This is a genomic window from Caulobacter segnis, assembly GCF_029543125.1.
In the GTDB taxonomy this organism is placed as follows: Bacteria; Pseudomonadota; Alphaproteobacteria; order Caulobacterales; family Caulobacteraceae; genus Caulobacter; species Caulobacter segnis_D.
Map to the genome: position 1 here is coordinate 1 of NZ_JARQWW010000002.1, position 19617 is coordinate 19617.

Genomic DNA, 19617 nt, shown 5'->3' on the forward strand with positions numbered 1-19617 from the left:
GGTACCCGCCGCCGGGGTTGGTCTCCGGCACCCCCCCCCCCCCCGGGCCGGGGGGGGGGGGCCCGGGTTTGGGGGGGGGGGGGCCGTGACTGGACTCAGTGGATGGGGTCGCCCCCTCCACCATGCTGCGCATGGTCCCCCTCCCCCGCTTCGCAGGGGAGGAGAGGGAGTGAAGCCCCCCGCCGCTCATCAAGCGGCCAACATCGGGTCCAGCTTGCCGGAACGATCAAGCGCCATCATGTCGTCGCAGCCGCCGATGTGCTGATCGCCGACGAAGATCTGCGGGAAGGTGGTGCGGCCCGACTTGTCGATCATCTCCTGACGCAGCTTGGGGTCCATGCCGGCTTCGATCTCTGTGAAGGCGGCCCCCTTGTCGTTAAGGAGCTTCAGGGCGCGGGCGCAGTAGCCGCAGAACGGGCGGGTGTAGATGGTGACGTGTGCCATGAGGGCCGAACGCTTATCCGCAAGATTGGTGTCGAAGCTCTACATAGACACGTCGGGCGCTTCTTTCACCCTCGCGATGACCGCGGCGCTCACGCTGGCGGCCCCGGCGCCCAGCAATGCCCTGGCGCAGGCATCCAGTGTCGCGCCGGTGGTCATCACGTCGTCCACCAGCAGGATGCGCCTGCCCTCCACCTGACGGCGGCGGCCCGGCGGGACCGCGAAGGCGCCGGCTACGTTGCGGCGGCGGCCGGAGCCGGACTTGCCGCCCTGGGTCGCCGTGGCTCTGCGGCGGATCAGGGCGTCGGGCAGATAGGGCAGGTTGGCCAGCCTCGCCAGCGGCCGCGCCACCTCCGCCGCCTGATCGTAGCGGCGCGCGAACAGGCGGCTGGAGTGCAGAGGCACAGGGGCGATGGCGTCAGCCTCCGCCAGCAGATCAGCGGCCGCCCGGCTCAGCCAGCGGGCCATCAGTGGCGCCAAATCGGTGCGGTCGGCGTGCTTGAGCTGCAGGATCAGGTTTCGGGAATGCTCGTCATAGAGACAGGCGGCGCGCGCCCGGGCGAAGGCCTTGGGCCTGGCGGCGCAGGTCGGACAGGCCACGCCGGGTCCCGGATCGAAATCGAAGGGCGCACCGCAGCCGTCGCAGGCGGGATCGGCGATGAAGGTGATCCGGCTCCATGCCTCGGCGCCCAGTCCCGGGCTGCCGACCGAGCCGCCGTCCAGGGCCTGCGGCGGCAAAAGCAGGTCCAGAAATCCACGTCCGGCGGAAATCAGCGACGGCGCCGGTTTCCAGCCGCCCTGCAAATCGCCATGTTGCGCGCCCATGAGCACCCCGCCGAAATTGTTCGACCGTGATCTCCTGCGCCGACGCCTAGACCGCGCCGCCGCCGGCTACGCCCAGGCTGACTTCCTGAAGGCTCGCGCCGCCCAGGACGCCGCCTGGCGCCTGGAGCCGATCATGCGACGCTTTCCGCTCGCCGTCGATCTGGGCGCGCGCGGCGGGGCTTTCCGCCGGGCCCTGGCCCAGAGCGACGCCGCCGACAAGATCGACCTGCTGATCGAAACGGAGCTGACGCCGAGCCTGCTGGGCCCGGTCGGCGCACGCCTTGTGGCGGACGAGGAGCGCCTGCCCTTCGCCGACGCCAGCCTGGACCTGATCGTCTCCACCCTGGCCCTGCACTGGACCAATGACTTGGTGGGATCGCTGATCCAGGCCCGGCGGGCCCTGAAGCCCGACGGCCTGTTCATCGGCTCCTTCCTGGGCGGCGCGACCCTGACAGAGCTGCGCCAATCGCTGCTGGAGGCGGAGTCGGAGCTGACCGGCGGCGCGGCCATGCGCGTCTCGCCCTTCGCGGATCATTCGGACGCGGCGGGTCTGCTGTCCCGCGCCGGGTTCGCCCTGCCGGTGGCGGACGTGGATCGGGTGACCGTCCGCTACGCCCATCCCATCGAGTTGCTGCGCGACCTGCGCCGCATGGGCGAGACCAGCGTCCTGTCGGATCGCCCGCGCAAGCCCATGACCCGGACCCTGCTGGGCCGCGCCCTGCAGATCTATGTGGAGCGCTTCGCCGAACCCGACGGCCGCGTGTCCGCCACCTTCGAGATCCTGACCATCACCGGCTGGGTCCCGCACGAGAGCCAGCAGAAGCCCTTGGCCCGCGGTTCAGCCCAGGTGGGGCTGGAAGAAGCGCTGTCGGTGGTGCGCAAGAACCGAGGCGACGCTTAAATCCCCTCTCCCCACAGGTGGGGAGAGGGTCAGGGTGAGGGGCGCTCGCCGCCACAGGCGGCGAGTATGGCGTCGCAGACGCCATCCAGGTTCTCCCGGACTTCCGGATTCCAGATCCTCAGAACCACCAAACCTTGGCGTTCGAGATAGGCCGTGCGCCGCGCGTCGTAAGCGGCGTTGTCGACGTGCTGTCCGCCGTCCAATTCGACGACGACGCCCGCCTCCAGGCTAAGGAAATCGGCGATGTAATAGCCGCGAGGAACTTGGCGCTTCCACTTCCAACCACCGAGACGACGGTCACGCAGTCGTCCCCAGAGGAAGCGCTCGACCTCGGTCTGCTCCGACGCGCAGTTGCTTGGCGTAGTCGGTCAGCCTTGTGTGCGCCATCCAGCGCCGCTCCCCCTCACCCTACCCTCTCCCCCACTTCGCGGGGGAGAGGAGAAAGGTTTCAGGACGCACTCACCTCACAGCAGGTCCCGCAGCCACGCCACGAGCGGCAGGTCGGCCGGGGGCATGGGGTACTTGTCCATGTCGGCCGGCTTCACCCAGGCCAGGCCCGCGTGCTCCTTCTGCTGAACGAATCCTTCCCAGCGGCGGCACAGGAACAGCGGCATCAGCAGGTGGAAGGTCTCGTATTCGTGGCTGGCGAAGACGAAGGGCGCCAGGCAGGCCTTGGCGACCTGGATGCCCAGTTCCTCGTCCAGCTCGCGGATCAGGCAGGCTTCCGGCGTCTCGCCCGGTTCCACCTTGCCGCCCGGAAACTCCCATAGGCCGGCCAGCTGCTTGCCCTCCGGCCGCTGGCACAACAGCACCCGGCCATCGACATCCACCAGGGCCGCGGCGGCCACGAGAACGATCTTCTTGTCCATGGCCGAGGTGTCGCCGGGCGGCGGCCAGAATGCAACAGCCTGCGTCCGAATGGCCGCAAAGCCTGTAAAAACTTGACTTTTGCACCGCAGCATACGATCTAGGCCTCGCGTCTCAGTCGACGCTATCGGCGCTCCAGCCGCGTGAGGGTCCCTCGGGACCAGCCTGTCGAGCGCCCTGAAAAGATTTCCGACATAGACCGCCCGGGCCACGCGGGGCGCTCCCCAAAGACCCGACCGCACCGCGGCCGAGCCTTGCGCCCGGCTGCGCGCCGTCTGTTATGAAAAGAGACTACGTGACTCAGTTCACCGATTTCGGCCTCGCCAAGCCGCTTCTGAAGGCGCTGGCCGACAAGGGCTACACCCAGCCCACCCCCATCCAGGCGAAAGCCATCCCCACGGTCATGACCGGCCGCGACCTGCTGGGCATCGCCCAGACGGGCACCGGCAAGACCGCCGCCTTCGCTTTGCCGATCCTGCATCGCCTGGCCGAAGACCGTAAGCCGGCGCCCCGCCGCGGCTGCCGCGTCCTGGTCCTGTCGCCGACCCGCGAACTGGCCACCCAGATCGCCGACAGCTTCAAGGCCTATGGCTCGCACCTGGGCCTCACCGTCGCGGTGATCTTCGGCGGCGTGAAGTATGGCCCGCAGATGCGCGCCCTGGCCGCCGGCATCGACGTTCTGGTCGCCACTCCGGGCCGCCTGATCGACCACTTGGGCGAGAAGAGCGCCAATCTGTCGGGCACCGAGATCTTCGTCCTCGATGAGGCCGACCAGATGCTCGACATGGGCTTCATCGTCCCGATCCGCCGCATCGTTCAGCACCTGCCCAAGGAACGTCAGAACCTGTTCTTCTCGGCCACCATGCCGAGCGAGATCGGCAAGCTGGCCGGCGAACTGCTGAAGAACCCCGAGCAGGTCTCGGTGACCCCGCAGGCCACCACGGTCGAGCGCATCAACCAGCAGGTCCTGTTCGTCGAGCAGCAGCGCAAGCGCGCCTTGCTGGCCGAGCTGTTCGCCGACAGCGCCCTGAAGCGCGTGATCGTCTTCACCCGCACCAAGCGCGGCGCCGACCGCGTGGCCAAGTATCTGGTCGCCTGCGGGATCGAGTCCGCCTCGATCCACGGCGACAAGACGCAAGGCCAGCGTGAACGCGCCCTGGCCGCCTTCCGGGCCGGCCATAGCCGCGCCCTGGTGGCCACAGACATCGCCGCCCGCGGCATCGACATCGACGGCGTCACCCACGTGGTGAACTTCGAGCTGCCGAACGTGCCGGAAGCTTACGTCCACCGCATCGGCCGCACCGCGCGCGCCGGCGCCTCCGGCGTGGCCTTCACCCTGTGCAGCGATGACGAGCGCAGCCTGCTGAAGGACGTCCAGCGCACCACGCGCCAGACGATCCCGGCCTTCGATCGCCGCAACGACAAGAGCCTCGCCGCCGCCCAGGCGGTTGAGGCGGCCCTGACCGGCGAGAAGCCGGAACGCGGCGAGCGCGGCGGCAATGGCGGCCGCAACGGTCGCGGCCGCAACAACAACGCCCGCCCCGTCGATCCGCGTGACGACGTGCCGAGCGCCCTGCGCAAGCAGCGCCGCCCCAAGCGCCCGCAAGGCCAGGGCGGCGGTCAGGGCCAGGGCGGCCAAGGCCGCAACGGCGAACAGCGCAACGGCGCCAAGCCGGCTCAGAACCGCGCCGGCGGCCACGGCTTCAAGGGTCCCAAGCGCCAGACGGCCGCCGCGCCGGAAAAGCGCTGGAGCCCGATCGACTAAGGCGTTTCGCCCGCTTGACTTCGACAGCCAAACCGCAAGGTTGAACCCCATGCCCGCAAGGGCGTGGGGAGCTGTGCGTCTTGAAGGCCAAGGCCGTGTCCGCCGCTGATTTCCTGCCGCCCGCCCCCTTGGGCGGCGAGATGGGCGATCGCATGCGCGAGGTGGACTGGGCGGCCACGCCGCTCGGCCCGCCGGAAGGCTGGTCGCAGGCCCTTCGCCTGACCCTGGGCCTGATCCTGGCCTCCGGCTTCCCCATGGCCCTGCGCTGGGGGCCGGAGCTGGTCATCCTCTACAACGACGCCTATGCGCCGATCCTGGGCGACAAGCACCCCCGCGCCCTGGGCCAGCGGTTCGCCGACATCTGGCCCGAGGTGAGCCAGCAGCTCATGCCGGTGCAGGAGGAGCAGATCGCCGGCCAGCGCGGCGCGATCTTCACCGAGGACATGCCGGTGAGCATCCGGCGGCATGGCTCAGCCCTCGAGGCGGCCTGGTTCACCGTCAGCTACAGCCCGGTGCCGGACGACACATCGCCCACCGGGGTCGGCGGCATCATGGCCACGGCGGTGGAGACCACGAACCGCGTCCTCACCGAACGCGCCCTGCGCGCCAGCGAAGAGCGCTATGAACTGGCCCTGGAGGCCGCCGGGGCGGTGGGCACCTGGAACTGGGACATCCCCGCCGACAAGGTCTATGCCGACGAGCGTTTCGCGCGGCTGTACAATGTCGAGCCCGTCGCCGCCGCCAATGGCGAGCCCATCGCCGCCTTCTTCGACGCCATCGTTCCGGAGGACCGCCCTCGCGTCGAGGCGGCGATCCTCACGCTTCTGGAGAAGGGTGGCGACTTCGCCGAGGAGTATCGGGTGTCCGCCGCCGACGGACAGGTCCATTGGATCTTCGCCCGTGGGCGCTGCTATCTCGACGCCCAGGGACGCCCGTTGCGCTTCCCCGGCGTGGTGGTCGACCTGACCGACCGCCGCACCGCCGAGGAGCGGCTGGTCATGCGCGAGGAGCAGCTACGCCTCGCCACCGAGGCCGGCGACGTGGGTTTCTGGGACGTCGATCTGCAGAACGACACCCTGGAATGGTCGGAGCGCACGCGGGAGATGTTCGGCCTCCGGGCCAATGTTCCCCTGACCCTCGACGACTTCTACGCGGGCCTGCACCCGGCCGACCTGGTCCGGGCGGCCGAGGCCTTCGGCCGGGCGATCAATCCGGACATCCGCGACGACTACGACATCGAGTACCGGACCGTCGGTCTGGACGACAAGGTCGAGCGCTGGGTGGCGGCCAAGGGCCGGGCCATCTTCGCGGCGGACGGCACGCCTCTGCGCGCCATCGGCTCCACCCGCGACATCACCGAGCGCAAGAAGGCGGAGGAGCACCTGCGCCTGATGGTCAACGAGCTGAACCACCGGGTGAAGAACAGCCTCGCCAGCGTTCAGGCCGTGGCGGCCCAGACGTTCCGGGGCGCGACCTCGCTGAGCCAGGCGAAGGAGGCCTTCACCGCCCGCCTGATCGCCATGTCCGAGGCGCACGACATCCTCACCGACGAGAACTGGGAGGGCGCTGATCTGAGCGACGTGGTGGCCGCCGCCGCCCGCCTGTTGGCGGGGGAGGAGCGGCATCGCTTCATCGCTCACGGGCCGTATGCCCGCCTTTCGCCCAAGACAGCCCTGTCCCTGGCCATGGCCCTGCATGAGCTCGGCACCAATGCGGTGAAGTACGGCGCCCTGTCGACCCCGAACGGGAAGGTCTCCGTGCGCTGGAGCGTCGAGGGACGCGACGCGGGACGGCGCCTTCAACTGGTCTGGACGGAGTCCGGCGGCCCCGCCGTCACCCCGCCCAAGCGGCGCGGCTTCGGCTCGCGTCTGATGGAGCGCGGACTGGCCGCCGAGCTGAGCGGCCAGGTGACCCTGACCTTCGATCCCGCGGGCGTCGTATGCACCATCGACGCCCCGCTGGTGGAGGAAGAAACTCCTCCCCCTCTGGGGGAGGTGTCCTGAAAGGACGGAGGGTGCCTGCTGACTCAGCAAGCCCCCTCCACCACTTCGTGGTCCCCCTCCCCCCTGAGGGGGAGGATTTGAAGACTAACTCCGATAGTCGCCGTTGATCTCGACGTAGCGCTTGGTCAGGTCGCAGGTCCACACGGCGGAAGAGCCCCGGCCGACGCCCACATCCACCGAGATTTCGAGCTGGGCGTTCTTCATGTACGCGCTCATCTTCGCCTCGTCGTAGTCGGGCGCCACCAGGCCGTCATGAGCGGCGGTCAGTGGACCGAAGCGAACAGCCAGGCGGTCGCGGTTCATCGGCTCGTCCGCCCGTCCCACGGCCATGACGATGCGGCCCCAGTTGGCGTCTTCGCCGGCGATGGCGGTCTTGACCAGCGGGCTTTCGGCGATGGTGCGGGCGATCTTGCGGGCGCTGGCGGCGCTTTCGGCGCCGTTCACCGTGATCTTGACGAACTTGGTCGCCCCCTCGCCGTCCTTGACCAACTGCATGGCCAGGTCGTGCAGCACCAGCTCCAGCTTCTCGCGGAAGTCGGCCAGACGCTTGTCCCCCGCGCGGCTGATCTTCGGCGCGCCGGACTGGCCGGTGGCGAACAGCAGCAGGGTGTCGTTGGTGGACCGGTCGCCGTCCACCGTCACCGCGTTGAAGGTGGTGCGGGTGTAGAGGCTGACCAGGGTCTGCAGGGCCGCGGGCGAGATGGCCGCATCCGTGGCCACGAAGGACAGCATGGTCGCCATGTCCGGCGCGATCATGCCCGAGCCCTTGGCGATGCCGGCGATCTTCACCGGCACGCCGTCGATGTGGGCGACGGCGTATGCGCCTTTGGGGAAGGTGTCCGTGGTCATGATCGCCGAGGCCGCGGCGGCCCAGGCGTCGGCGGTCAGGCGGGTCTCTATCTCCGGCAGGCGGGCGGTGATCTTGGCGTCGTCCAGGATCACGCCGATGACGCCCGTCGAGGCCATCATCACGTCGCGCTGGCGGCAGTCCAGGCGCTTGGCGACAGCGGTCGCCACCCGACGGGCGGCGTCGGCTCCCGGCCGGCCGGTGAAGCTGTTGGCGCAGCCGGCGTTGACCACCAGGGCGCGGACATTCTCGCCCTTGCTCATCTCCAGATGCTTCTTGCACCAGTCCACCGGGGCCGAGCCCACGCCGTGGCGGGTGAAGACGCCGGCGGCCGAGGTGCCCTCGGCGAAGCGCATGAGCAGCACGTCTTGGCGGACATGCTTGTAGAAGCCGGCGTGGCCGGTGGCGATCTCGACCCCCGCGATCGGCGGGATCGACGGGAACGGCACGGCCAGGGGCGACACCTGCAAGCCCGGCTTGCCTGGAGCGGCGGCGGGCGCGGCGGCCTGTTGCGCCTGGGCCTTGCCGGTGAAGGGGCGCTTCAGGGCCGAGGTCAGGGGATCGAGCGCGTGCTCGACCACCTGGCCGACCTTCTCCAGCGGCTTGGCGACCACCTTGGCGGGCGCGGTCTTCTTGGCGGCGGCTTTGGCCGGGGTCTTGGAAGGCGTGCGGGCCATCAGTTCGCCTTGGGAGCAGGAGCGGAAGCGGGAGCAGCGGCCGAAGCGGGTTCGCGCGGCGCGCCGGGAATATCGGGCTGGCTGGGCAGCAGGGTCTCGACCTTGGCCTTGGCGCGAAGCTTCTCCAGCAGGTCGCGGACCTGATCATAGGTCAGGAAGCGGACGATCTGCGGACGGGCGGCCTCGATGGTGATCGGCTCCTCGGTGCGCTTGTCCTCGATCTTCACGATGGCGAAGCCGCCCTCGGTGGCGAAGGGGCCGACGATGGAGCCGACCGCCACATCCTTCAGGGCGGCGGCATAGGCCTCGGGCATCACGTCCACGGTGAAATAGCCCAGGTCGCCGCCGTTGAAGCGGGTCGCGGCGTCGGTGGAGCGCTCCATGGCCAAAGCCTCGAACGAGGCGCCGGCGGACAGCAGCTTGCGCACGGCCTCGCCGTCCACCTGGCTCGGCACCAGGATCTGACGGGCCTTGATCTCTTCCGAGCGCTTCGAGAGCTTGAGCTGCTCCTGATAGAGACCGCGGATGGCGTTGTCGGTGACCGCCTTCTCGACCACGCCTTCGACCAGCATGTCGCCCAGGATGCGCTCCCGGGCAGCGGCCAGGCGGCGTTGGGCGGCCGGGTGCTTGTCCAGCTTCTGCTTCAGGGCCTCGGCGGCCAGAAGCTTCTGGTCGACCACCTCGTCCAGCACGCGGCGGAACAGGTCGGACGACGGATCGAGGGGATCCCCCTCGCCGATCAGGCCTTGGGCCACGGCCTCGCGCTTCACGTCGCTGGTCCAGACCGGACTGCTGTCCACGCGCGCCACCACCTCGTCGCCCGGTTCGGGCGGCTTCTCGGTCCCGGCGTTTCGCCCGCAGGCGGCCAGAGCCAAGCACGCCGAAAGCACGGCGATCATCAGAAGGACGGGACGTTTTGCGGACAGGGTCATGAAGACTCCTTGCGGCTTCAAGGCTCCGTAACGCCAGTCGCGGACGGGCGCCAGTGCGTCCTTCGACTCGTCCGCTGACGCGGACGGCTCAGGATGACGCATTCAATGCAAAGACTTCGTCATCCTGAGCGGGAGCGCAGCGACCAGTCGAAGGACGCAGGGATCAGCTCCCCGGCTTCAGCTTCCGCCCCAGGAACTCCAGATAGGTCTTCCAGACATGCAGCCCCTTGGACGGGCTGCGCACGACGCTGTGGCGCTCGCCCGGATAGAGCATGGTCTCGAACGGCTGAGCCTGGGCCTGCATCTGGGCCATGATCCGGGTGGCGTTCTCGAAGATCACATTGTCGTCGCTCATGCCGTGGACCAGCAGCAGGTCGCCGGACAGGGTCTTCAGGCGCGGACCGACTTCCGAGGCCTTGTAGCCGGCGGCGTTGTCCTGCGGCGTGCCCATGAAGCGCTCGGTGTAGTGCGTGTCATAAAGCGACCAGTCGGTGGGCGGCGCGCCGCTGATCCCCGCCGAGAAGCCGGAATTCGGCTCGGTCAGCAGCATCAGGGACATATAGCCGCCATAGGACCAGCCCACGACGCCGATCCGGGCCGGGTCCACGTAAGGCAGGGTCTTCAGGAAGTTCGCGCCGGCGATCTGGTCCGCGACCTCCACCGTGCCCAGTTTGCGGTCCAGGGCGGTCTTGAACGCCACCGAACGGTTGACCGAGCCCCGGTTGTCCAGGCGGAAGACGATGTAGCCGGCGTCGAGGAACAAGCGCTCGCGCGGCTCGTACCACTTGTTGGCCACGGTCTGGCTGGTGGGGCCGCCATAGACCAGCACCACCACCGGGTACTTCTTCGACGCATCGAAGCCGGGCGGGGTGGTCATGCCGTAATAGAGGTCTTGGCCGTCGGCCGCCTTGATCGTGCCGAAGCTCGGAGCGCGATGCGTGTCCTTGAACGGCGCGTAGGGGTGCTTGTCGTCGAGGCGGTTCTCCTCGATCCAGCGGACCCGCTTGCCCTTGGCATCGTACAGAGCCGTCTGCGGCGGCGTGTTGGGGTCCGAATAGGTTCCGGCGAAGGCGCCGCCCGTCCAGGCCACGTCCACGACCCACCAGCCGCCGGCCGGGGTCAGGGCCTTGGGCGCGGCCGGCGCCTTGTAGCTGACCGAATAGAGCCGGCGTTCCAGCGGCGTGTCTATGGAGGCGGAGAACAGGGCCGCGCCCTTGGCCTCGTCCACACCCTCCAGCGCATCCATGGGCCATTCGCCGTTCGTCACCTGACGGATCAGGCGGCCATCGGCGGCGTGCAGGTACAGGTGGCGGAAGCCGGACTTCTCCGACGACCACAGGAATGTGCCGTCCGTCAGCGGCTTGAAGTCGTCCGTCAGCTCCACCCAGTGCGGCGAGGTCTCGCTGAGGATCACCTTGGCCGCGCCCGTGGCCGGATCAACGGCCAGCAGGTCCAGGCGCTTTTGGTCGCGGGTCTGGCGCTGGACGTACAGGGTCTTTCCGTCCTTGGACCAGTTCACCCGGGCGACATAGATGTCCTTGTCCGCGCCGAGATCGACCTTGACCTTCTCGCCGCTGGCCATGTCGTGGACATAGACCTCGACCACCGCGTTGGGACGGCCGGCGCGCGGATAGCGCTGGGCCACCGAGGTCGCGCCCGACGCGCCAATGTCCAGGCGGGGCACCACATCGACGCCGCTTTCATCCACGCGGGTCAGGGCGATTTTCTTCTCGTCCGGGGACCACCAATAGCCGGTGTCGCGGTCCATCTCCTCCTGGGCGATGAACTCGGCCGTGGCCCAGGTCAGAGTGTCCTTGCCGTCCGTGGTCAGGGCCTGCTCGGCGCCGCCGGCCAGGGGCAGGACATAGAGGTTCTGCTCACGGACGAAGGAGACGTAGGTCCCCTTGGGCGACACCTTGCCGTCCACTTCGTCGCCCTTGGTCTCGGTCAGGCGGCGGACCTTGCCGCCGGCCGCCTCGGCCAGGAACAGGTCGCCGTCCACGGGCACCAGGATGAAACGGCCCTGCTCGTCCCAGTGATATTCGACCACCCCGGTCTGGGCGATGCGCATCCGCTCGCGGCGGGCGACCTCCGCCTCGGACAGGGTCTTGCCCTCGGGCGACAGGGCCCGGGCGTCCACCAGGCGGTATGGCTCTCCCCCCTTCACGTCCACGGCCCACAGGTCGGTGACCTTCTGATCCTCGACCTTGGCCTTGCGGTAGGTGACGCGCTTGCCGTCCGGCGACAGGGCCACGCCCAGGGCCTTGGGCCCGTTCAGATCGGGATCGGCGAAGACCCGCTCCGGGGTCAGGATTTCGGCCTGTGCGGAGCCGGCGGCGAGCATCGCGGCGAGGGCGACGGGAACAATCTGGCGCATTCAGCGTCTTTGGCGCGTCCCATGGGCCACGGTCAACGCCTAGATGCGCCCCCTCGCGTTGACACTGGCTGGACCGCTGCTTAAGTCTCCGGCGCGCTGAACGAGGCGGATTTTCCAGCGGTTTTAAAGGGCCGCAGCCTCGCTCCTACCGGTTTTCACGGAACATTTCCCCGCATGCTCGGCTTCGCCAAAAAGCTCTTCGGCTCCTCCAACGAACGCAAGGTGAAGGGCTATCAGGCCCGGGTCGCCAAGATCAACGCGCTGGAGCCTCAGTTCGAGGCCCTCAGCGACGCTGAGCTGGCCGGCAAGACGGCCGAGTTCAAGGAACGGGTCGAAAAGGGCGAATCCCTCGACGCGCTGCTGCCGGAAGCCTTCGCGGCGGTCCGCGAAGCGGCCAAGCGCGCCATCGGCCTGCGGCATTTCGACGTGCAGATGGTCGGCGGCATGGTCCTGCACGGCGGCGGCATCGCCGAAATGCGGACCGGCGAAGGCAAGACCCTGGTCGGCACCCTGCCCGTCTATCTGAACGCGCTCAGCGGCAAGGGCGTCCACGTCATCACCGTGAACGACTATCTCGCCACCCGCGACAGCGAGTGGATGGGCCGCGTCTACAAGTTCCTGGGCCTGTCGGTCGGCGTGATCGTCAACGGCCTGAGCCAGGGCCAGCGCCAGGCCGCCTATCGCAGCGACATCACCTACGGCACGAACAATGAGTTCGGCTTCGACTACCTGCGCGACAACCTCGTTTATGATGTGCGCGAGATGGTCCAGCGCGGCCACAACTTCGCGATCGTCGACGAAGTGGACTCGATCCTCATCGACGAAGCCCGCACGCCGCTGATCATCTCGGGCCCGACCGAGGACCGCAGCGAGCTGTACAAGACCATCGACCTCCTGGTGAAGGAGCTCATCAAGGACACGGCGACCTTCGACCACGACGAGAAGCAGCGCCAGGTCATCCTCACCGAGGAAGGCCAGGAGCGCGTCGAGGAGATGCTGACCGAGGGCGGCCACCTGGCCGAGGACACGGCCGGCCTCTATGACGCCGCCAACGTCTCGCTGGTCCACCACGTGAACCAGGCCCTGCGCGCCAACGTCCTGTACACGCGCGACAAGGACTACATCGTCAAGGGCGGCGAAGTGGTCCTGATCGACGAATTCACGGGCCGTATGATGAGCGGCCGCCGCCTGTCGGAAGGGCTGCACCAGGCGATCGAGGCCAAGGAAGGCGCCGAGATCCAGCCCGAGAACCAGACCCTGGCCTCGGTGACGATCCAAAACTACTTCCGCCTCTATTCCAAGCTGTCGGGCATGACCGGCACCGCGGCCACCGAAGCCCAGGAATTCGGCGACATCTACAAGATGGACGTGGCCGAGATCCCGACCAACCGGGTGATCAAGCGCATCGACTTCGACGACGAGGTCTATCGCACCGAAGCCGAAAAGAACGCCGCCATCCTGAAGCAGGTCGAGGACTGCTATGTCCGCGGCCAGCCGATCCTGGTGGGCACCGCCTCGATCGAGAAGTCCGAACAGCTTTCCGAGCTGATGAACAAGCACAGCTTCGAAATCGACGGCAAGACGACCAAGGGCCTGCCGCACAACGTGCTGAACGCGCGCTATCACGAACAGGAAGCCCTGATCGTGGCCGACGCCGGCGTTCCGGGCGCTGTGACTATCGCCACCAACATGGCCGGCCGCGGCACCGACATCCAGCTGGGCGGCAACGTCGACCTGAAGGTCTCGCGCTGGCGTGAAGAGCAGGAAGGCCTGGGCATCGCCGTGACCGGCGAGGCCGAAGCCCAGCGCCGCGCCGAGATCGAGATCGAGATCAAGGACGACAAGCAGAAGGCGCTGGACGCCGGCGGCCTGTACGTTCTGGGCACCGAGCGCCACGAAAGCCGCCGCATCGACAACCAGCTGCGCGGCCGCACCGGCCGTCAGGGCGACCCCGGCACCTCGAAGTTCTTCCTGTCCTGCGAGGACGATCTGCTGCGCATCTTCGCCGGCGACCGTCTGGACGCGATCATGCGCACCTTCGGCGTTCAGGAGGGTGAGGCCATCACCCACCCCTGGCTGAACCGCGCCATCGCCACGGCCCAGAAGAAGGTCGAGCAGCGCAACTACGAAATCCGCAAGAACCTCCTGAAGTACGACGACGTCGTCAACGACCAGCGCAAGGCCGTGTTCGAGCAGCGCCAGGAGTTCATGGAGGCCACCGACCTCTCCGAGATCGTCGGCGAGATGCGCGAGGACGTCATCGACGACCTGATCTCGCGCCACCTGCCGCCCAAGGCCTATGCCGAGCAGTGGGACATTGAGGGCCTTGAGGAGCGCGTCGGCCACATCTTCGGCATGACCTTGCCGCTCAAGGAATGGGCCGCCGAGGAAGGCATCGCCAACGAGGAGATCCGTGAGCGTCTGGCTGCGGCGGTCAACGCCCGCGCCGCCGAGCGCGAGGCCCTGATCAGCCCCGAGCAGACGCGCCAGATCGAAAAGAACTTCCTGCTGCAGATGATCGATCTGCAGTGGCGCGAACACCTGATGCACCTGGACCATCTGCGCAACGTCATCGGCCTGCGCGGCTACGCCCAGCGTGATCCGCTCAACGAGTACAAGACCGAGGCCTTCTCGCTGTTCGAGAAGCTGCTGATCGACCTGCGCACCAACACCACCCGTTGGCTGATGACGGTCGAGATCCAGATGGCCGACCCGACCCCGGAACCGACCCCGTCCGGCCTGATCGAGGTCCACATGGACCCGATGACCGGCGAGAACGAACGCGCCGCGGCCATGTTCGGCGGCGCCCCGGGCGACAGCCAGGCCCGCGAGGCTCTGCCGGTCACCGCCCTGCCGGAAGGCTGGGACCGCACCAGCCGCAACGCCCCGTGCCCCTGCGGCTCGAACAAGAAGTTCAAGCACTGCCACGGCGCGCTGGTGTAACGACTCTCCTCCCCTGCGCAGCGGGGGAGGGGGACCGCCCGTAGGGTGGTGGAGGGGGCGACCGCCCACTCCGAACCTAGTCACGCCCCCTCCACCGCTTCGCGGTCCCCCTTCCCCGTTTCACGAGGGAGGAGAAGCTTCCCCAAGCTCTGGTTTATGCCGTAAACAAACGGCATGCCCCGCGTCCTCTCCAGCGCCGAGATCACCGACTTCCGCGAGCGCCTCTGCGCCGTGGCCGAGCGGCTGTTCGCCGAGCGCGGCGCCGAAGGGGTGACCCTGCGCCAGGTGGCGGCGGAGCTGGGGGTCAGCGCCATGACCCCCTATCGCTACTTCAAGGACAAGGACGAGATTCTGGCCGCCGTGCGGACCAGCGCCTTCGAGCGGTTCGCCTCGGCCATGGAGGCCGCCTATGCGGGCACCAAGGGCGACGCCCGGGTGAAATCCCAGGCCGTGGCCGCCGCCTACATGACCTTCGCCACCGAAAGCCCGCAGGCCTATCGCCTGATGGTCGATATCGCCCAGCCCAACGAGGCGGACTATCCCGACCTGCTGGCGGCGGTGGAGCGGTCGCGCGCCACCATGACCGCCTATGTCCAGGGCCTGGTGGACGAAGGGGTGGTGGCCGGCGACCCCTACCAGATCGGCCTCGCCTTCTGGGCGGCCATGCATGGGGTCATGAGCCTGCGACTGGCCGGAAAGCTGCCGCAGGCGGACGAGGCGGCGGTGCGCGGCCTGATCTTTCACGCGCTGGGCAAGGGGCTTCGGCCAAGCTGACGACAGCGTGAACCCTCGCGGCTTGCTCCGAAGCGCCGTCCCCCCTAGTTTCGGCGCCTTTCTTGGGGCGGAAGCGTTCAACACCCGATGGCAGCGCATTATCTCGAATTCGAACGGCCGATCGCCGAGCTCGAATCCAAGATCGAAGAACTTTCCCGTCTCTCGGAGACGGCCGGCCCCGGCGCCTTTGACGCCGAGATCGAGGCCCTGCGCGCCCGCGCCGGCAAACTCCGGGCGGAGGCCTATTCCGGCCTGGACGCCTGGCAGAAGACCCAGGTCGCCCGCCATCCGCAGCGTCCGCACTTCGTCGATTACGTCGGCGCCCTGATCGAGGAGTTCGTGGAGCTCCGCGGCGACCGCAAGTTCGCTGACGACCAGGCCATTGTCGGCGGCCTTGGCCGTTTCCGCGGCACGCCCGTGGTCGTCATGGGCCACGAGAAGGGCCACGACACCACCACCCGCCTGAAGCACAACTTCGGCATGGCCCGTCCGGAAGGCTACCGCAAGGCCGTGCGCCTGATGGACATGGCCGAGCGTTTCAACCTGCCGGTCATCAGCTTTGTGGACACCGCCGGCGCCTATCCGGGCATCGGGGCGGAAGAGCGCGGCCAGTCCGAGGCCATCGCCCGCTCCACCGAGCGCTGCCTGACCCTGGGCACGCCGATGATCGCCACCATCGTGGGCGAAGGCGGCTCCGGCGGAGCCATCGCCATCGCCGGCGCCAACCGCGTGCTGATCCTTGAGCACTCGATCTATTCGGTGATCAGCCCCGAAGGCGCGGCCTCGATCCTGTGGCGCGACGGCGCCCGGGCCAAGGACGCCGCCGAGCAGATGAAGATCACCGCCCAGGACCTGATCAAGCTGGGCATCGTCGACCGCATCGTCGGCGAACCGGCAGGCGGCGCCCATTCGGACCCGGCCGCGGCGATCAAGGCCGTGGGCGACGCGGTGGAGGAAGAGCTGAACGCCCTGTCCGCCCTGTCCCCCGACCAACTGCGCGAGCAGCGGGCCGAGCGTTTCTACGCCATCGGCCGCAAGGGTCTGGCCTAGCCAGAAAGGCTGCGGCCCTCCTGGCGGCTTCAAGAAATTCTGACCGCGTCCGCCCCTTGGTCGGAGGCGGAAAACACATAGCTAAACGGCAACCGAAACCGGAGCCGTTTCCATATGTCCACGCCCGCCCTCTTCACGCCCCTGACCCTGCGCGGCGTGACGCTGAAGAACCGCATCGCGGTCTCCCCGATGTGTCAATATTCGGCGACGGACGGCGTGCCCAACGACTGGCATTTCGTGCATCTGGGCCGCTTCGCTATCGGCGGCGCCGGTCTGGTCATGGTCGAGGCCACCGCGGTGGAGCCCGAGGGCCGCATCAGCCACGGCTGCCTGGGCCTGTGGAATGACGAGCAGCAGGCCCAGATGGCCCGCATCGTCGCCTTCCTGAAGAGCCAGGGCGCCGTTCCCGCCATCCAGATCGGCCATGCCGGCCGTAAGGCCAGCACCCACCGCCCCTTCGAAGGCGGCGGCCCGATCACGGCCGAGAACGCCAAACCCGGTGAAGCCCCGTGGCGGACCGTGGCCCCCAGCGCCATCCCCTTCGCCGACGGCTACGCCACGCCGCACGCCCTGACCGTGGACGAAATCAAGGTCCTGACCGGCAGGTTCGTGGACAGCGCCAAACGCGCCCTGGCCGCCGGCTTCGAGGTGCTGGAGATCCACGGCGCCCACGGCTACCTGCTGACCGAGTTCCTCTCGCCCATCTCCAACCAGCGCACCGACGAGTACGGCGGCGGCATCAACGGCCGCATGCGCTTCCTGCTGGAGACGGTGGAGGCGGTCCGCGCCGTTTGGCCGGCCGACAAGCCGCTGTTCGTGCGCCTGTCGACGGTGGACGGCACGCCGGGCGGCTGGGGCATTGAGGACAGCGTCGTCCTGGGCCGTGAGCTGAAGGCGCGCGGCGTGGACGTGGTGGACAGCTCCTCCGGCGGCCTCACCCCGTCCATGGAGGCGGCCAATAAGCCCGCGCCCCTGTACCAGACGCCCTATGCCGATCAGGTCCGCCGCGAGGCCGGGATCGCCACCATGGCGGTGGGCCTGATCACCCAGCCGCAGGAAGCCGAGGCGATCATCGCCGAAGGCCGCGCCGATCTGGTCGCCATCGGCCGGGCGTTCCTGGAGAATCCCAACTGGCCCCAGGACGCCAAGGCCGCCCTCGACCCCGAACACATCGGCGACGAAGCCTGGCCCGCCGCCACCGGCTACGCGGTGAAGGCGATCAAGGGCATCAGGAAAAAGTTCGAGCTAGCCTGAACTCTCTAACTCCGCTCACCCCGGCGAAGGCCGGGGCCTAGATTCATCCAGAACCTCAGCAGGGCTTCACCTGGGTCCCGGCCTTCGCCGGGGTGAACGGCTTACTTGAGAAACGCTGAGTAAACCGCAGTATCCACCGGGATCAGCCGCGTCGCGCCCGCCGTCTCCGACCAGCCCTTGGACAGGACCTCGGCCGGGGCGGCGGCGGTCGGCTGGGTCAGCGCCGCCGCGACGGCGTCGCACGCCACTTCGGCGCTCCGCACGCAGACCACCGGCCCGGGCGGGATCGGGTCTGAGCGCCAGAGCTCGACCAGCTTCGCCGCTTCCTCCGGCTTCTGGACCTTGAGCGTGCGCCACGGCTCCTCGGCCAGGGCGGCGATGTCGGCGGAGCCGTCCAGCAGGCGGTTCATGGCCCCGTCGTGCGTGCCGGCGAACCCGGCGTCCGTCACCTTCAGCCCCTCAGCCTTCACCCACGGCTCCTGCGCCAACGCGCCGGAGGTGGAGCCGGGGATGACCCGCACATAACGCAGGCCGGCGGCCTTCAAGTCCACACCCGCGCGCGCCAGCAGCACGCCGCGATAGCCGTCCAGGGTCGCGGGCGGCACGTCGAACATGGCGACCGGCGTGGTGGTGGTCGGCGTCCTGGCCGAGGCCAGATAGGCGGACAGGTTGGTCACCGCCACATCTACCCGCCCCTCGCGGATCGCGGCGGCCAGGGCGTCGGGACTTTCCAGCACCTGCACCGTCACTTTGCGGCCCAGCGCATGGCCCAGATGCTCGGCCATGGGCGCCAGGGCCACGGCGCGGTCGTAGCGGGCGTAATGGTAGGTGGCGAAGGTCAGTGCTCGCGGCTCGGCCGCCGCGCCGGTGCCTATGAAAGCCAGAAGGCCGGCGATCAGCGCCCTCATGCGACGGCCTGCAAGGCTTCGCCCAGTTCCTCGACCATCTCCGGCGTGGTGGCCCAGGAGCACATGAACCGCACCGAGCCGTCGAGGAAGCGATAGACGAACCAGCCCTTGCCGCGCAGACGCTCCAGGGTCGCCTCGTCCATCTGGACGAACAGGCCGTTGGCCTCCACCGGATGCATCAGCGGGAACGGCATCAGGCCGGCCAGCTTTTGCGCCATGGCGTTGGCGTGGGCCGCGCGGTCGGCCCAGGCGCCACTTTCCAGCATGCCGATCCACGGCGCGGCCAGATAGCGGCCCTTGGAGATCAGCTGGCCCGAATGCTTGATCCGCGCCTCCAGCCGGCGCTCGAAGCTCTTGTCCAGGAACACCACCGCCTCGGTGGGGGTGGAGCCGGCCTTGGTTCCGCCCATGACCAGGATGTCCACGCCCATCTTGACCACGGACTTCAGATCGAAGCCGGCGGCCACGGCGTTGGCCAGGCGGGCGCCGTCTAGGTGGACGCCGTAGCCCTTGGCCTTGGCGGCGGCGGTCAAGGCCGCCAGCGCATCGCCGGAATAGACGGTGCCGTACTCGGTGGCCTGGGTCAGGGACAGGGCCGCCGCCGGCTGACGGTAGGAGACGTCCGCCTCGTCCAGCGCGGCCTCCAGCGCCGCCAGCTCCATCTTGCCGCTCGCCCCCGGCAGACCGATCAGGCCCGTCCCGTGGGTGAAGAAGCCGGGCGCCCCGGTCTCGTCGGTGCAGATGTGGGCGTGCTCGTGGGCGATCACCGCCTCATGCGGTTGAGCCAGGCAGCCCAGCGCGAAGGCGTTGGCGGCGGTGCCCGACGGCAGGAACTTCACCACCGCATCGGCGTCCAGCGCTTCACGGATCAGGTCGGCGGCGCGGGCGCTGACATGGTCGGAGCCATAGCCGGACGCGGCTCCTGAATTGGCGGCGACCAGCGCCTCCATCACCTCGGGCATGGCCCCGGCGACGTTGTCGGAGGCGAAGTCGTAACGGGCGGCCATGGGCGATCCTTGGAACGGTGTGAGGCGAGCCTTCTACCGTTCGGAC

15 protein-coding genes and 1 pseudogene are annotated in these 19617 nt (G+C 68.6%); 7 read left to right on the forward strand and 9 right to left on the reverse strand.

All coding sequences use genetic code 11. The features are described 5' to 3' along the window. Window positions 1–189: 189 nt before the first annotated feature. Window positions 190–444: a glutaredoxin 3 gene (gene grxC, locus P7B02_RS04720; protein WP_277785178.1), complete on the reverse strand. Its 255-nt coding sequence runs from the start codon at window positions 442–444 to the stop codon at window positions 190–192. A gap of 39 nt (window positions 445–483) precedes the next feature. Then, entirely contained in the window at window positions 484–1266 is a 783-nt protein-coding gene (locus P7B02_RS04725) for a ComF family protein (RefSeq protein WP_277785179.1), read from the reverse strand. Between P7B02_RS04725 and P7B02_RS04730 the strand changes: the two genes are divergently transcribed. Further along, the gene (locus tag P7B02_RS04730; RefSeq protein ID WP_277785180.1) at window positions 1265–2167 is read left to right on the forward strand and encodes a methyltransferase domain-containing protein; all 903 of its coding nucleotides are present in this window, start codon (window positions 1265–1267) and stop codon (window positions 2165–2167) included. The genes P7B02_RS04725 and P7B02_RS04730 overlap by 2 nt on opposite strands. 29 nt (window positions 2168–2196) lie before the next feature. On the opposite strand, the pseudogene P7B02_RS04735 reads toward P7B02_RS04730, so the two are convergent. Together P7B02_RS04735 and mutT are read right to left on the reverse strand one after the other, a co-directional pair. Beyond that, window positions 2197–2499, reverse strand: a pseudogene (locus tag P7B02_RS04735) (DUF559 domain-containing protein); the annotation flags it as partial. Between the two features lie 132 nt (window positions 2500–2631). After that, window positions 2632–3036 carry an 8-oxo-dGTP diphosphatase MutT gene (mutT, locus tag P7B02_RS04740; RefSeq protein WP_277785181.1) on the reverse strand — a complete coding sequence of 135 codons (405 nt, stop codon included), beginning with the start codon at window positions 3034–3036 and terminating at the stop codon, window positions 2632–2634. 293 nt (window positions 3037–3329) lie between these two features. Here mutT and P7B02_RS04745 point away from each other — a divergent pair, with 293 nt between their 5' ends. Both P7B02_RS04745 and P7B02_RS04750 read left to right on the forward strand, forming a co-directional pair. After that, entirely contained in the window at window positions 3330–4799 is a 1470-nt protein-coding gene (locus P7B02_RS04745) for a DEAD/DEAH box helicase (protein ID WP_277785182.1), read from the forward strand. Between the two features lie 80 nt (window positions 4800–4879). After that, window positions 4880–6802: a PAS domain-containing sensor histidine kinase gene (locus P7B02_RS04750; protein WP_277785183.1), complete on the forward strand. Its 1923-nt coding sequence runs from the start codon at window positions 4880–4882 to the stop codon at window positions 6800–6802. Window positions 6803–6886: 84 nt separating this feature from the next. On the opposite strand, the gene argJ is transcribed toward P7B02_RS04750, so the two are convergent. The 3 genes from argJ to P7B02_RS04765 all read right to left on the reverse strand — a co-directional run bounded on the left by argJ (window position 6887) and on the right by P7B02_RS04765 (window position 11635). After that, window positions 6887–8326 carry a bifunctional glutamate N-acetyltransferase/amino-acid acetyltransferase ArgJ gene (gene argJ, locus P7B02_RS04755; protein WP_277785184.1) on the reverse strand — a complete coding sequence of 480 codons (1440 nt, stop codon included), beginning with the start codon at window positions 8324–8326 and terminating at the stop codon, window positions 6887–6889. Then, window positions 8326–9225 (reverse strand): peptidylprolyl isomerase, encoded by a 900-nt coding sequence (locus P7B02_RS04760; RefSeq protein ID WP_431355799.1) that lies wholly within the window; start codon window positions 9223–9225, stop codon window positions 8326–8328. Before P7B02_RS04760 ends, argJ begins: the two co-directional genes overlap by 1 nt. Before the next feature lie 196 nt (window positions 9226–9421). Next, window positions 9422–11635, reverse strand: a complete 2214-nt coding sequence (locus P7B02_RS04765) for a S9 family peptidase (RefSeq protein WP_277785186.1) — start codon at window positions 11633–11635, stop codon at window positions 9422–9424. Between the two features lie 174 nt (window positions 11636–11809). Here P7B02_RS04765 and secA point away from each other — a divergent pair, with 174 nt between their 5' ends. The 4 genes from secA (at window position 11810) to P7B02_RS04785 (ending at window position 17656) form a co-directional block, all read left to right on the forward strand. Beyond that, window positions 11810–14578 (forward strand): preprotein translocase subunit SecA, encoded by a 2769-nt coding sequence (gene secA, locus P7B02_RS04770; protein ID WP_277785187.1) that lies wholly within the window; start codon window positions 11810–11812, stop codon window positions 14576–14578. 174 nt (window positions 14579–14752) lie between these two features. After that, the gene (locus tag P7B02_RS04775; RefSeq protein WP_277785188.1) at window positions 14753–15352 is read left to right on the forward strand and encodes a TetR/AcrR family transcriptional regulator; all 600 of its coding nucleotides are present in this window, start codon (window positions 14753–14755) and stop codon (window positions 15350–15352) included. 87 nt (window positions 15353–15439) lie between these two features. Beyond that, the gene (locus P7B02_RS04780) at window positions 15440–16402 is read left to right on the forward strand and encodes an acetyl-CoA carboxylase carboxyltransferase subunit alpha (RefSeq protein ID WP_277785189.1); all 963 of its coding nucleotides are present in this window, start codon (window positions 15440–15442) and stop codon (window positions 16400–16402) included. Between the two features lie 114 nt (window positions 16403–16516). Then, window positions 16517–17656 carry an NADH:flavin oxidoreductase/NADH oxidase gene (locus tag P7B02_RS04785; protein ID WP_277785190.1) on the forward strand — a complete coding sequence of 380 codons (1140 nt, stop codon included), beginning with the start codon at window positions 16517–16519 and terminating at the stop codon, window positions 17654–17656. Window positions 17657–17757: 101 nt separating this feature from the next. On the opposite strand, the gene P7B02_RS04790 is transcribed toward P7B02_RS04785, so the two are convergent. Continuing rightward, on the reverse strand, window positions 17758–18564 hold the full coding sequence (locus P7B02_RS04790; RefSeq protein ID WP_277785191.1) for a phosphate/phosphite/phosphonate ABC transporter substrate-binding protein: 807 nt from the start codon (window positions 18562–18564) through the stop codon (window positions 17758–17760). Beyond that, a complete protein-coding gene (locus tag P7B02_RS04795; protein ID WP_277785192.1) occupies window positions 18561–19571 on the reverse strand; it encodes a beta-eliminating lyase-related protein in 1011 nt (336 codons plus the stop codon). The genes P7B02_RS04790 and P7B02_RS04795 overlap by 4 nt, the downstream gene beginning before the upstream one ends. Window positions 19572–19617 lie beyond the last annotated feature (46 nt).

Bases quoted from the DNA above. Each gene is read 5' to 3' on its own strand.
- grxC (WP_277785178.1), bottom strand. From the start codon at position 444: ATGGCACACGTCACCATCTACACCCGCCCGTTCTGCGGCTACTGCGCC.
- P7B02_RS04730 (WP_277785180.1), top strand. From the start codon at position 1,265: ATGAGCACCCCGCCGAAATTGTTCGACCGTGATCTCCTGCGCCGACGC.
- P7B02_RS04725 (WP_277785179.1), bottom strand. From the start codon at position 1,266: ATGGGCGCGCAACATGGCGATTTGCAGGGCGGCTGGAAACCGGCGCCG.
- mutT (WP_277785181.1), bottom strand. From the start codon at position 3,036: ATGGACAAGAAGATCGTTCTCGTGGCCGCCGCGGCCCTGGTGGATGTC.
- argJ (WP_277785184.1), bottom strand. From the start codon at position 8,326: ATGGCCCGCACGCCTTCCAAGACCCCGGCCAAAGCCGCCGCCAAGAAG.
- P7B02_RS04760 (WP_431355799.1), bottom strand. From the start codon at position 9,225: ATGATCGCCGTGCTTTCGGCGTGCTTGGCTCTGGCCGCCTGCGGGCGA.
- P7B02_RS04765 (WP_277785186.1), bottom strand. From the start codon at position 11,635: ATGCGCCAGATTGTTCCCGTCGCCCTCGCCGCGATGCTCGCCGCCGGC.
- secA (WP_277785187.1), top strand. From the start codon at position 11,810: ATGCTCGGCTTCGCCAAAAAGCTCTTCGGCTCCTCCAACGAACGCAAG.
- P7B02_RS04775 (WP_277785188.1), top strand. From the start codon at position 14,753: ATGCCCCGCGTCCTCTCCAGCGCCGAGATCACCGACTTCCGCGAGCGC.
- P7B02_RS04780 (WP_277785189.1), top strand. From the start codon at position 15,440: ATGGCAGCGCATTATCTCGAATTCGAACGGCCGATCGCCGAGCTCGAA.
- P7B02_RS04785 (WP_277785190.1), top strand. From the start codon at position 16,517: ATGTCCACGCCCGCCCTCTTCACGCCCCTGACCCTGCGCGGCGTGACG.
- P7B02_RS04790 (WP_277785191.1), bottom strand. From the start codon at position 18,564: ATGAGGGCGCTGATCGCCGGCCTTCTGGCTTTCATAGGCACCGGCGCG.
- P7B02_RS04795 (WP_277785192.1), bottom strand. From the start codon at position 19,571: ATGGCCGCCCGTTACGACTTCGCCTCCGACAACGTCGCCGGGGCCATG.